Annotated in this window: 10 protein-coding genes; 6 read left to right on the forward strand and 4 right to left on the reverse strand. The window is 40.1% G+C overall.

Features of this window, described 5'->3' with window-relative positions:
• From lpcA to BMY70_RS15970, 3 genes are all read left to right on the forward strand, one after another.
• Positions 1–585, forward strand: coding sequence for a D-sedoheptulose 7-phosphate isomerase (lpcA, locus tag BMY70_RS15960; protein ID WP_090336793.1), 585 nt, complete (start codon positions 1–3; stop codon positions 583–585).
• A gap of 53 nt (positions 586–638) precedes the next feature.
• Positions 639–1079: an NUDIX domain-containing protein gene (locus BMY70_RS15965; RefSeq protein ID WP_090336795.1), complete on the forward strand. Its 441-nt coding sequence runs from the start codon at positions 639–641 to the stop codon at positions 1077–1079.
• Between the two features lie 233 nt (positions 1080–1312).
• Positions 1313–5095, forward strand: coding sequence for a DEAD/DEAH box helicase (locus BMY70_RS15970; RefSeq protein WP_090336798.1), 3783 nt, complete (start codon positions 1313–1315; stop codon positions 5093–5095).
• 49 nt (positions 5096–5144) lie between these two features.
• Here BMY70_RS15970 and BMY70_RS15975 read toward each other — a convergent pair whose 3' ends face one another.
• The 3 genes from BMY70_RS15975 to BMY70_RS15985 all read right to left on the reverse strand — a co-directional run bounded on the left by BMY70_RS15975 (position 5145) and on the right by BMY70_RS15985 (position 7758).
• Entirely contained in the window at positions 5145–5528 is a 384-nt protein-coding gene (locus BMY70_RS15975) for a RidA family protein (protein ID WP_090336800.1), read from the reverse strand.
• Positions 5529–5830: 302 nt separating this feature from the next.
• Positions 5831–6640, reverse strand: a complete 810-nt coding sequence (locus BMY70_RS15980; protein WP_090337814.1) for a glycerophosphodiester phosphodiesterase family protein — start codon at positions 6638–6640, stop codon at positions 5831–5833.
• A 200-nt stretch (positions 6641–6840) separates the two neighbouring features.
• A complete protein-coding gene (locus BMY70_RS15985; RefSeq protein WP_090336803.1) occupies positions 6841–7758 on the reverse strand; it encodes a PfkB family carbohydrate kinase in 918 nt (305 codons plus the stop codon).
• 236 nt (positions 7759–7994) lie between these two features.
• Between BMY70_RS15985 and BMY70_RS15990 the strand changes: the two genes are divergently transcribed.
• From BMY70_RS15990 to BMY70_RS16000, 3 genes are all read left to right on the forward strand, one after another.
• Entirely contained in the window at positions 7995–8381 is a 387-nt protein-coding gene (locus tag BMY70_RS15990; protein ID WP_090336805.1) for a DUF5618 family protein, read from the forward strand.
• Positions 8382–8416: 35 nt separating this feature from the next.
• Complete coding sequence (cysS, locus tag BMY70_RS15995; protein WP_090336808.1) at positions 8417–9916, forward strand: cysteine--tRNA ligase; 1500 nt, start codon at positions 8417–8419, stop codon at positions 9914–9916.
• Positions 9917–10034: 118 nt separating this feature from the next.
• Positions 10035–10943: a M28 family peptidase gene (locus BMY70_RS16000; protein ID WP_229209644.1), complete on the forward strand. Its 909-nt coding sequence runs from the start codon at positions 10035–10037 to the stop codon at positions 10941–10943.
• Positions 10944–11061: 118 nt separating this feature from the next.
• Here BMY70_RS16000 and pbpC read toward each other — a convergent pair whose 3' ends face one another.
• On the reverse strand, positions 11062–13380 hold the full coding sequence (gene pbpC, locus BMY70_RS16005; protein WP_374754710.1) for a penicillin-binding protein 1C: 2319 nt from the start codon (positions 13378–13380) through the stop codon (positions 11062–11064).
• Between the last annotated feature and the right edge of the window lie 654 nt (positions 13381–14034).

The raw sequence follows: 14034 nt of genomic DNA on the forward strand, positions 1-14034 counted from the left end.
ATGGAATTTCAGAATATTATTAGCCAGGAACTTCGTGAAGCACAAATTGTTCTCGAAACTTTTTTAGGTGATCCGGTTCAGATAGAAAAAATAGAAAAGGCAGCGTCTCTGATGGCGGAAGCAATTTCAAATAATCATAAAATTATCTCTTGCGGTAATGGCGGTTCACACTGCGATGCGATGCACTTTGCCGAAGAATTAACAGGAAGATACCGTGATGATCGCCGTTCACTTCCCGCGATTGCTATCTCTGATGTAAGTCATTTAAGCTGCGTCAGTAACGACTTCGGATTTGAATTTGTATTTTCAAGATTTGTCGAGGGATTGGGACAATCAGGAGATGTTCTTTTAGGACTTAGTACCAGTGGAAATTCTGCAAATATTATCCGTGCCGTTGAAGCCGCAAAGGCAAAAGGGATGAAAGTTGTAATTCTGTCGGGAAAGGACGGAGGAAAACTCGCTGGTCAGGCTGACGTGGAAATCCGGGTTCCGCATTTCGGATATGCCGACAGAATTCAGGAAATACATATCAAGGTGATACATATTTTTATGCTTCTGATCGAAAAAATGGTGATTGGGAATTAATTTATAATGAAAGTTACTATTTTGCCGATGCACTAATCCAATCAAAACTCTACATGAAAGTACGTCCGGCAGTTATTATCGTCCACGAAGATTCTGTTCTGACCATGCGTTATAAGTATGGAGAAAAGGAAGTGTTCGCACTTCCCGGAGGAAATCCAGATCCCGATGAATGTCTGCCGGAAGCCCTTCGTCGCGAGTTAATGGAAGAGTTAGGAGTAACTGTCGAAATTGGCGAAATGGCACTTTGCGGCGAAGTTTTGTGGGGTGAAACACGAAAGGAAACTTTGCATATGGTCTTCAGTGCGAAAATTGATGAAGGTTCACCTGTCATCAATCCCTTAGAAACAACAGCTTTGGAAGTTGTCTGGGTGCCTTTTTCCGAACTTGAAAACCGGCTGATGTATCCGAACGTTGGAAAAGATATCCGGCAATATTTAAAGGGAAGTTTGAAATCTGCATATATCGGCGTCATAGATCAGCCCTATGCGAAGTAGATTTTGACTATAAAATTTGCCCGCTATTCCTTTGAATTCTACATTCAGAATAGATCCGGAAATAAAGTTTAAAATCGTCTCGCAGCACTTTATTTCTGAAACCTGAAATAAATTATAGTGCAGAGTTGCATTTTAGAAGGCTTTTTAATGCTATTTCCACTATACTTTTAGAATAGGCTTCACAAAAACAGAAACAAACCGTACTTTTGCGGTTTAACGAGTTTCTAGGATAAATGGACAACGAGAGGAAGGAGCGATTATCACAGTTTTTAAGACGGAACTCTGAGGGCCAAACATTATCACAAGGACGTTCCATTTTCAGTAGCGGTGGTTACAGCATCGTGAAATTGGACTACAATGGAGGAGGTTATGCCGAGTTCAAAGTAAAAAGTGATTACTCGGTCCGGGATTATGTTATAAAAATCCAGGATTTTCTTACCCCAAATATTAGTACTTCCTGTACATGTACGCATGATTACGGCGGACTTTGCAAGCATCGTATCGCGATGACGTTGTATGTACTGGACAAAATGCCAGCGTACGTAAAGCCAACTGAGCATCACATGGCTGATACAATGGTTGTGCTTCCTTCACTTAAAGACGTATATCTTGAAGATATCGTCCAGAGGGAAACATGGAATAATAGAAATCAGCTTGCCAAAGTTGATATTGTTTCGACACGCGACGGATTTGCAGATTGCAAAGTGAATATCAGAGATAAAGAGTTTTCAGTTCAATTCACGAAAATTCCAAATTCCAATCAAATACAGACAAGCTGTTCATGCGAACAGACGCTTTATGTTCCGATTTGCGAGCATAAACTGGCTGCATTGTTAAAGCTGCGAGATCAGTTCGGAGAGCGTGCGTTTGATATGATGCGTGACTGGACGGAAGACAAAACAAATCTTTTGGCAGAATACGGTTATACGCTTGAAGATAATCTGGAAGGAAAATTTGATTTCAAAATTGACCAGAACGGTGCCTTGCAGTTAATCAAGCAAGATAAGGGAATCCAGAAAGTAGGTTCTTTTCAAAACTGGCGTTCGTTGCGGGACAAGGTAATTCCGGATTTGCAACCGACGTATCAGGTTACAGATAATGATTCGCATTCCGGTGACGAAAGGCTTTCGCTATATGTGTTTTGGCCAAGAGGTGCTGATAGTTTACTCGATGTAGGTTTTGGTATTTTTTCTGCAAAAAGCAGTTCGAAAACGCAAAAGTATACTCACATACGCAGTATTGCAGGTGGGTCGGGAACGGCTTATTTGCCTGAAGAAATTCCGGTTTTAACTGCTGGGGATTCCAGACTCGTCCGTATCGCAAGACATTTTAGTCCGGAAGGTCTTCAAAAATACATGAAAAGTCGCGGACAATCCAGTGCTCATTTAAGCGACGAATCTTCGGATTATCAAAATGAAGCGCATAAATGGGTTGGCCGGCAGCTTGTCAGGATTTTCAAAGACCTTAGCGGCGAGCGATTATTCATTACAGAAAATGATTATGTAACGAATCAAAACCAGCTTCAGGAAGTAAAACTTCATCCGACTCCGGCAAAAATATTTTTTGTTTTAACGGAAGATCAGGAATTCATAAGCCTGAATCCTTATGCCGAAATCGAAAAGGGCAAACCAATCGATCTTCAGCAAGTAGCTGCAACGTTCGATAGCTTCTGGTTGGGTATCTACAAAGAAGATATTTTGTTTCGTTGGGCAAGTATCAACGATGCGGAAATGGTTGATTACTTGCGTCAAAACGGATTTAAAATCCGTGTGCGTAAGGATCACGCTGAAAGTTTCATGAAGGACTGGGTTATGCCGGTGACAGAACATTTCGAAGTTATTTTCCAAACCCGTCATGAGTTGGAAACAAGCGCGATGAACTATGTCAAGGGCAGAATTTATCTGAAAGAAGATGAATCGAACCTGTTGATCGTCCCGACATATGTTTACGAAGGCGATGAGGAATCTGAAGAAACAGAATTAATTCACGATAATCAGCGTACCAAAGCTGGGTTTGAGGATAACAAAATCCAGTTGCTTGAACGTGATACAACGGCAGAGAAAACACACTGGGACTGGGCGAAATCGCTTCATCCTGATTTTGCGCAGCAGCCGGATCAGCCATTTTTCTTCATTCCTTTTGAAGAGGTAATGAAAGATGGGTGGTTGTTTCACTTCGTGGATACGGTCGAAGAAAAGGGAATCCAGCTTTTAGGTTTTAAGGATCTGAAAAAAATGCGCATCAACCCGAACCGGGGGAAAGTGCAGATCAGGGCTTCTTCTGGAATTGATTGGTTCGATATGCAGATCGAAATCAGTTTTGGTGATCAGCAGGTAACGTTGGCTGATGCGAAAAAAGCCTTGTTGAAAAAGCAGAATTACGTGGAACTGAAAGATGGTTCAATGGGAATTTTGCCGGAAGAATGGATACAGAAACTGGAGCCATTATTAAAATTCGGCAGAGTGGATGGCGACGAAGTGCATTTGTCAAAATTTCATTTTTCGCTGATCGAAGAACTGGCTTCACAGATTGATAACGAAGAGGTTTTACAGGAGCTTTGGGAGAAAAAACAAAAACTCCTGAATTTTAAAGAAATCCCAAGTGTGCCGCTTCCTGAAAATATTAACGCGACACTTCGACAATATCAGGAAGAAGGATATAAGTGGCTGAATTTCCTTGAAGAATTTGGCTGGGGAGGATGTCTGGCTGATGATATGGGTTTGGGGAAAACCCTGCAAATGCTGACGTTTTTACAGCACCAGAAAAATAAGAATCCGGAATCTACGAATTTAGTCGTAGTTCCTACTACGCTGATATTCAACTGGCAGGCAGAATCTGCTAAGTTTACGCCAGATTTGAAATTGTATGTTCATCGTGGTATGGATCGTCGTAAGGATCTTGAATTTTTTGAAGAATATGATATCATTCTGACGACTTACGGCACAATGAGGAGTGATGTGGAATTGTTGAAAAAAATACAATTCAATTACATTGTTCTTGATGAATCTCAGGCCATTAAAAATCCTGATTCATTAACTGCCAAAGCTTCCAGATTGCTCAGATCGAATAATCGCCTGGCCATGACGGGTACGCCGGTTGAAAATAATACATTTGATTTATATTCTCAGTTTGAATTTTTGAACCCCGGATTGTTAGGTCACGCCGACTTTTTCCGTGCAGAATATGCAACGCCGATCGATAAGTTTCAGGACAAAGTTAAGGCGGAAGAATTGCGTCGTCTGGTATATCCTTTTATGTTAAAACGTACCAAGGAAGAAGTAGCGACCGACTTGCCGGATAAAACTGAAACAATTCTGTATTGTGAAATGGGCAAGAAGCAACGCAAGGTATATGAAACGATTCGTGAGAAATACAGATTGCAGATTGCGGAAAAGCTGGCTACCGATGGTTTGAACAAAAGTAACTTCTTAATTTTTGAAGCGCTTTTGAAACTTCGTCAGATTTGTGATTCTCCGGTGCTACTTTCAGACGACGTGGATTATGGAAATGAATCTGCAAAGCTGGAAGAAATCGTAAGGGAAATCGAAGAAAACGCGTCGAATCACAAGATTCTGATATTTAGCCAATTCCTGGGTATGCTTGATCTCATCCGTCAGCACCTGGAAAAAGTTAATATTCCTTATGAGTATCTGGATGGGCAAACAGTTGATCGCGCCGGTCGTGTGAACCGTTTCCAGAACGATCAGAATTGCAGGGTGTTTTTAATGAGTTTGAAAGCGGGTGGAGTAGGACTTAACCTGACCGAAGCAGATTATGTTTATCTGATGGATCCGTGGTGGAACCCGGCAGTTGAACGTCAGGCAATTGACAGAACGCACCGTATTGGACAAACGCGCAAAGTGTTTGCTTATAAAATGATCTGTAAGGATACGATAGAAGAGAAGATATTGCTGCTGCAAGAACGCAAGCAGGAACTGGCCGAAGACTTGGTAGGCGGCGAAGCCGGATTTATCAAAAAGCTGAGCCAAGACGATATCATGGCATTATTTAGCTAAAAAAGAATGGTCTACGATTTATTTCGTAGACCATTCTTTTTATTATTATTTACTCCACAACAGCAGTAAATTCGATTTCAACAAGATAGTCAGGTGAAACCAGTTTGCTGATTTCATAAATACCGGTTGTTGGTTTTATCTCTCCAAAATAAGCACCGTGTGCTCGTGCGATATCATCAAATTTGGTAATATCTGTTGTGAAGATTCTGGTACGAACGACATCTTTCAAAGAAACACCGGCATCTTCAAGCACTTTTGAAATTCTTTCAATGATGTTGTTGGTTTGTGCATAAGCGTCATCTGCTTTCACAATTTCTCCGTCTACAATAGCAACAGTTCCTGAAACTTCTACGATGTTTCCGATGCGTACCGCACGGCAATAACCCATTTTATCTTCCCAGGGAGATCCTGTAAGAATGTTTTGTCTTGGCATGGTAAGGAATTTTTAAATTTTTTGTGGTTGTAAATATATTGGTTGAAATTGAAAGGAATGTATTGATAAAAAGATTTATAAAGGAATTTAGGCAAATCAAGGACGGCATCGCCGTCTCCTGTTTGTAGCAAGAATTTCAGCGTGCCAAATCCTGGCACTTTCGGAGCGAGCCTCCGGGAATATGCAGGAAACTCCGATGGAGTTGTGGATCAGGCGTTGGCTCGTCTTTCTATAAACGGGAGGCTCCAAAGGAGCCGTATTCGTCAGGTGTTGCTTTGGTCAAGGGAATTATTTGAGATTAATCACCTTAAATCTTTCTTTCTTAAATATTCAATCAACGCTTCCGGATGATCGGTTTGTAAGCCTTGAACGCCTTTATTAATTGCTTCATCCCACGAGGCCGGCCCTTCCGTTGGACTTTGCACATCGAGCCAGGTTGAAATTTTCTTTTCCTTTATTATTTTTTCCATGTCCGGATTTACAACATTATCAATGACGCTGATCTTTATATCGTTTAAAAAAGATGATAACTGATCAGTATTCTTAATTTCATCAGGAATGCTGGTCATTAATGGCATTTGAGGTGCTATGGATTTCCATTGCGGATATTGTTCTTTTTTATTGATATAAACTACAATCTGCTTTTCCATGCCTGCGTCCTGAATCTGCTTCCAGGTTTGCGCCACATCGGCATCTTTAAAATCCAGATAAATATTGATCTTGTTTTTACACAATTTGAGAACGTCCCTGAATTCCGGAATTCTGTAAGTTTTTTTATTATTATTGAAAATTTTAAGTTTTTTGATTTCCGGCAGTGTGTGATCAATTATTTTACCTTTTCCATTTGTGGCGCGGTCAACCGTTCCGTCGTGACAAATGATTAAATGGCCGTCTCTGGTTGTTCGCAAATCTACTTCAACATAATCTACACCGTATTTAATCGCTTCCTTAATAGAAGCCAATGTATTTTCCGGGACATTGACGTGGTTTCCACGATGGGCAATTACAATAAGTTTGTGCTTACTCTCAGGCAAATTCTGACCAATTGAAAAGCTTGAAATAAAACAGAAAACAATCTGAATAAGAAGCGATTTATTTTTGTCGGCGGACATTGTAAAATATTTGTTGTTTGAAAAAGCGGCTGAAAACACCTTTTCAGTACTAATTTTTCAACAAAACAGGCCACTCACACGTATTAAGAAAAAAGGTCTGAGAATTTGAGATTTATCTCCCAGATTCTCAGACCTTTTATATTGATCAGAAATCGTCTGTTGAACCAGGCTAAAAGCTAATCGATAACAGCCAACAGCTACTAAACTATTTCAAAGCTTGACAACTTCACAAATTCCTGAACACGGGCGTCGATTTCTTCTTGTGTAAGATTTACAACGCGCTCTGTGCCAAATTTTTCAACACAGAAAGATGCCATCGCAGAACCATAAATGATAGCGCGTTTCATGTTTTCGAAAGAGATATCGTCTGTTTTGGCAAGATATCCGATAAATCCGCCAGCGAAACAGTCACCGGCTCCGGTTGGATCGAATACCACTTCTAAAGGCAAAGCCGGAGCAAAGAAAATTCTATCGCCCTGGAATAAAAGTGCGCCGTGCTCTCCTTTTTTAATGATTAACGTTTTTGGTCCCATGGCCATAATCGTTTGAGCTGCTTTACGCAAAGAATAATCTCCTGAAAGCTGACGTGCTTCTTCGTCATTGATCGTCAATACGTCAACCAAAGTCAAAACATCTTTCAAATCGTCCATGGCGATGTTCATCCAAAGATTCATCGTATCCAGCATGATCAGTTTAGGACGTTTTACCATACGTTCGATTACCGCTTTTTGCGTAGCGGGAACGGTATTGCCCAACATCAGATATTCCGTTGTCTGATAAGATTCAGGAATAACCGGATCAAAGTCAGCCATGACATTTAACTGAGTTTCAAGTGTGTCACGGGTATTCATATCTTCATGGTATCTTCCAGACCAGAAGAAAGTTTTACCATCCGGGATTGTTTTTAAACCTTCGGTATTAACTCCGTGTTCTATAAGAAGGTCAACCATTTCCTGAGGAAAATCACCTCCTACAACTGCTACCAGGTTATTTTTTTTTGTAAAATACGAGGCTGATAGTGTGATATAGGTTGCCGCGCCGCCAATGATTTTATCGGTTTTTCCGAAAGGTGTTTCAAGGGCATCAAACGCCACAGAGCCAACTGTTAATAAACTCATAAAGTAGTATAGTATTGATTTTTAGTAAGTTTCAATTTTTGATTTGAAGACAAAAACGCTGCGAAGATAATAAAAACGGCTGAATAGCATATTTAAAGGATGGCATAATGCTAAACAGTTGGCGTCAATCCTGAGTTATTTGCTATTTTTGTCAGGCAACGTTAAAATATGGTGTGAAAGACTTCTTATGAATTTATTTAATCAATTATTTCTTCATACAAAAGAATCGCACTATCATGGAAGCAATTATCGAAGCAAGAAGACACATTGACAATGCAAAGGGATTTCTTAGTAATAACGCAAATAAAAAAGACGGTCTGTATAAAGATAAAAAGTATGTGAAAATAGCCGGACACACTGCATACACGGGAATTTTACTTGCGCTTGATGAATTGTTAGGAGAAAAGAGGAAGAAGACAAAAAAAAGTGTTGAATGGTATCAAAACGAACTGTCCGGAATAGACAAAAAAGTCACTTCAGATTTTGCTACCGCGTATCAGGTTTTACACTTAGACATGGGTTATGAGGGTTCGCCCAGTGCTGACTTGGCAAAATTTGGAGTGGATAAAGCTGAAAAAATTATAAGTTGGGTTGAAAACAGACTTTCAAAACCTGAAAGATAAATTACTAAAATTGATTACAAGAAAGTAAAATATACATGACTGATAAAACTTACCAGCCGCTTAAAATATTCAACACGCTCACCCGTAAAAAGGATTTGTTTGTTCCGCTTGCTGCTCCATATGTAGGTATGTACGTCTGCGGACCGACGGTTTACAACAATGTTCACCTTGGAAATATCCGTACTTTTTTATCTTTTGATATCCTGTATCGTTATTTGACACACATCGGCTACAAAGTCCGTTATGTGAGAAATATTACAGATGTTGGCCATTTGGTTGGCGATGGTGACGAAGGGGAAGACAAAATTGGTAAAATGGCGAAGCTTCAGAAGTTGGAGCCAATGGAAATTGTTCAGCGCTACACAAATGACTTTCACGATGTTACAGCTGAATTTAATTTGCTTCCTCCTAGTATCGAACCAACTGCTACAGGACATTTGATTGAGCAGATTGAAGCGGTAACTGCGTTGATTAATAAAGGAGCGGCTTACGAATCAAACGGTTCTGTTTATTTTGATATAACAAAATACAACGATGCCGGAAATGAATACGGAAAACTTTCAGGCAGGATTCTCGAAGACCTTTTGAATGAAACCCGTGATCTTGATGGTCAATCTGAAAAGCGCAATCCGCTTGATTTTGCTCTTTGGAAAAAGGCAAGTCCAGAGCATATTATGCAGTGGGATTCTCCCTGGGGAATGGGCTTTCCAGGCTGGCATTTGGAATGTACCTGCATGAGTGCCAAATATTTAGGTAAACAATTTGATATTCATGGCGGTGGAATGGATTTAAAATTCCCGCATCATGAATGTGAAATTGCGCAAGGGCGGGCTTTGACAGATATTGAGCCGGTTCGCTACTGGATGCATACAAATATGCTGACGGTAAATGGACAGAAAATGTCAAAATCGCTTAACAATTCCTTCCTTCCAAGCCAATTATTTTCAGGCGATCATGAGTTGCTGGATCAGGCATATAGCCCAATGACCGTTCGCTTCTTTATGTTGCAAAGCCAGTATCGCAGTACGCTTGATTTTTCTAATGAAGCATTAAAAGCGGCGCAAAAAGGATATAAAAGGCTGGCAAATGGCATTCGTCTCGCTAAAATTCTGAAATATTCTGACGAAGAAGTTGCGCGCGATGAAAAGAAAATTGCAGATATCGAAAAATCAATTCAGGGTTTCTATGATGCAATGAATGATGATTTGAATACTTCGGTAGCAATCGCAAATTTATTCAACATGCTAAAGTATGTGAATATGCTGAATATGAGTCAGGTGAAGTCTGCTGCCCTAGGTGAAGCTACTTTTACCTCATTATTAGAAAATTTCATCGTTTTCATTGAAAATGTTCTCGGACTTAAGGAAGAGCTGACAGAAGGGCACGCAGTTCTGGATGGGATGCTGAATCTTTACCGAGAATATAAAGCAGTTCAAAATTATGAAAAAGTAGACGAAATCCGTACCTATTTCAAGCTTCAGGGACTTGCAATACGAGATAGTAAACTACGCGTGGAGTGGGCATATGAAGAGTAGGATGATGAGATTGATTGGAAAAACGATTGTTTCAGTATTGTTATGCAGTTGTTTGACTGGCATATTATTTCTAGCCAGCTGTAAGTCAAAGACAAGTTCGGAGCAAACGACAGAACAATTGCAAAAATTAGTATCAAGTCCTGAATTCAATGGAGATTCAGCATTTCAATTTGTAAAGAAACAAGTTGAATTCGGGGCGCGTGTTCCCAATACGGCGGCGCATAAAGCCTGTGGTGATTATCTGGTTTCAACTTTTAAAAAGTTTGGACTGGAAGTAACCGAGCAAAATTTTACGCCGGAAACATATGATGGAAAAAAGCTTAATGCAAGAAATATTATAGCTAGTTTCAATCCAAAAGCTTCTAAAAGAATTCTTTTAACTTCCCACTGGGATTCCCGTCCTTTTTCAGATCAGGATTCTGTTTCGAAACTAACGCCTGTTTTGGCTGCAAATGATGGAGCGAGTGGCGTAGGGGTTTTGCTTGAAATTGCGAGAGTGCTTTCTTCTTCCGGAAATAAGTTAAACCTCGGTGTCGATATCATTCTTTTCGATGCGGAAGATTGGGGAAATTCCGAAAAAGCGTCCGATAAGTTTGGCGGATTTTGTCTGGGATCTCAATACTGGGCTGCAAATAAACATCTCCCAAATTATACGGCTTATTTTGGCGTATTGCTCGATATGGTGGGGGCAAAGGGTGCAACTTTTCCACAGGAAGGTTATTCGGTAAGTATGGCTGACGGCGTAGTTCGAACTATTTGGAGCATCGCCAGTCAGCTCGGGTATAGTAATTATTTTATCGACAAGGCAGGACCTTCCATCACGGATGATCATATTCCTGTAAACGAAACGGCAAAAATCCCAATGATCGATATTATTCATATTAAGCAGAATGATCCGGAACGTACCTTTTTCGATCAGTGGCATACGGCGCATGATGATCTTGAAAATATAGATCCGAAAACATTGAAAGCGGTGGGACAGACTTTGATTCAGGTATTGTATCAGGAAAGTGAAACTGTGCTTTAAGGGGTTTCACGCAAAGGCGCAAAGATTAAAAAACGCAAAGACCGCTAAGAGTAAAAACTTAGCGGTCTTTGCGTTTAAACCGCGCGGCGTCCGCTTTTTTGCTTTACGTGACCCCCCTTTAAATCTTCTTCACCAAAATTGAAATATCAGAATTCCGACCCTTATCATCGCTACAAGAAATCTTAACCCGCCCAATCGGCGGACTAATAAACACAGCTTCATGGGGAGAAGACCGCTTTACCAATTTATCATTCACATACCAAAAAACCTCCTGAACGTCATTCCTCGTTTGGCAGCTTAACTGAATTTGCTGCGGTTCATTTGTTTGAATAAAATATTCACTTCCATCATTCGGGCTCGTAATCAAAGGTGCGCCTTCCCGGAAAACCCTTTCGCAGGAAGGATTATGTGGAGGTAATTTCTGATAAGGAATTTTCTTTGATTCATAGTAAGCAATGAGCTCAGGAGCCAGATTTGGGTATGTTTTTTTCACAAAACCACTTTCAGGAAGACAATAAGTACAATAAGAAATTTTTGATGCAAGATCTGTAAAAACATACCGCAGGTGCTGACATTTTCGATATGGAGAAACGCCCATGATGAAATAATCCGTAATCTGATGATCGCAAAAATCGCTAGGAATATCTCCGCTGGCCGCACAAATTTTTCGTAAAGACACGTTTTCCGGCATTTGATACCAGCTTCTGGAAGAGTTATAATCCAGAGAATTGAAAATTGAAAACAATAATGGAGTTGCAGTATTGGTTCCGCTTAATTCAGGAACTCCTTCTCCTGAAAAATTTCCAACCCAAACTCCAATCGTATATTTTCGATTGTACCCGATACTCCATGCATCCCGTTTTCCATAAGACGTTCCGGTTTTCCAGGCGATTTTTGGTAAGTGGTAAGTATTATCAAAATTAGTGGGCAGATCAGGCCGGGTAATCTGTGTCAAAATGTTGTTTAATAGAAAAGTTGATTCTTTTGAAACAAGCTGTTCACCTTTTTTTGAAACAGGATTTTCTGTAGCATATCGGATTGGTTTTAATTCTCCTTCATTTGAAAAAGCGGCAAAGAGTCGCGTCAACTCTTCAAGGGAAACACCGCAACCTCCCAAAATCATAGATAGCCCCAAATCTTTGGATTGCTTTCTGATCGTTTGAAAATCGGCTTTTTTTAATTTATCAATCAAAACCGGCGTGCTCACTTCTTTCAAAATCTTAACTGCCGGAATATTCAAAGAATTAGCAAGAGCAAATTCCGCAGTAACCTGGCCATTGAAATGCTGATCAAAATTTTCGGGTTCATAACCACTGAAATTTGACGGCACATCGTTTAATGCTGTTTTTGGAGTAATAAGGCCTTTGTCAAAAGCAGTTGCATAAAGTATCGGCTTCAAAGTACTTCCGGGAGACCGGATTGCACGGATTCCATCCACTTGTCCGCCGTCAAAAGGATTGTTAAAATCAGCCGAACCCACATAAGCTTCAGCCGCCATGGTTTCATTGTTAATAACCAAAACCGCGGCATTGTGGATATTCATGCTTTGTAGCCTGTTAATATAGTTTTTCACCTGTTCTTCGATTTGTTTTTGGGACTGGATTTTTATCGTCGTGTTAATAATCGGCTGATCTGGAAAGTCTTTTTTTAAGCGCTGTGCAAGATGAGGCGCCTGTTTCGGCGTAGTCAATCTTTTGACAGTCAATGGCTCTGCAATGGCGTCCTGAATTGTACTTTTATCAAATAAATTATCGTTACTGAACCGTGTAAGCCACTGATTTCTGGCCGTTATCAACGCATCATTTCTCATTCCAGGACGTAAACTTGATGGTCGGTTTGGCACAATGGTAAGCGCGGTAATTTCGGAAAGACTCAACAGCTGAGGCATTTTACCAAAATAGAACAGGGAAGCTGCTTTAATACCTTCAATATTCCCGCCATAAGGCACGAGATTAAGATACAATTGAAGAATTTCATCTTTTGAATAATGTAATTCCAACTGCATTGCCCGAAAAGATTCAGTCAATTTATTTAAGTAGGTTCTTTTTTTAGGCTCTAATAACCTGACAACCTGCATGGTAATTGTCGAAGCACCAGACGTTCTTTTTCCGCTAAAAATATTTCTTCCGGCGGCCCGTAACATAGCAAAGGGATTAATTCCGGGATGGTAATAGAAATATTGGTCTTCCTTGTGGATAAGCGTTTTTTGCAAAAGGGGCGTAATTTCAGAAATATTGGTATATAGCCGCCATTTATCGTCCGGACTTAAAAACGCGTGTAAAATGGTTCCGTCGTTGGCGGTGATTTGGGTTGAATATTGGACTTTTGGTTTGAATGGGAATAGGAGGTCCAGGAGGAGGAATAATGAAATAAAGCAACCAAACAATAAAGCAGCTCTTTTCAGAAAAATTACCAGCGGGAGTTTTAGGAGTAACAATTCGATTCGTGATAAGAGGAGTTGACATAATATGAAACCTGAAATTTTACGCCATCGGCATATTTCATAGGTGAAAAAATCCGAAATCCGTTTTACGAGCCGTTCCTATTGGAACGCTTTGTGATAAATTTTTCTATGCCTTCTACCGACAAAATGTACCTTAGGTACATAATCTGCGGATATTGATCTTCAACTTTTTTATTGTCAAACGTTTATGCCATCGGTATATCCCGTAGGTAGAAATATCCAAAATCCGTTTTACGAGCCGTTCCTATTGGCCGCTTTGTGATAAATTTTTATGCTTTCTACCGACAAAATGTAGCTACCTACTTAATCTGCGGATATTGGTTTTTAATTTTTTTATTGTCAAACGTTTATGCCATCGGTATAACCCGTAGGTAGAAAAATCCGAAATCCGTTTTACGAGCCGTTCCTATTGGAACGCTTTGTGATAAATTTTTCTATACCTTCTACCGACAAAATGTACCTTAGGTACATAATCTGCTGATATTGATCTTTAATTTTTAATTGTCAGACGTTTATGCCATCGGCATACTTCGTAGGTAGCAAAATCCGAAATCCGTTTTAGGAGCCGTTTCTATTGGAACGCTTTGTGATAAATTTTTTATGCTTTCTACCGACAAAATGTACCTT

This window comes from Dyadobacter koreensis (assembly GCF_900108855.1).
GTDB lineage: Bacteria > Bacteroidota > Bacteroidia > Cytophagales > Spirosomataceae > Dyadobacter > Dyadobacter koreensis.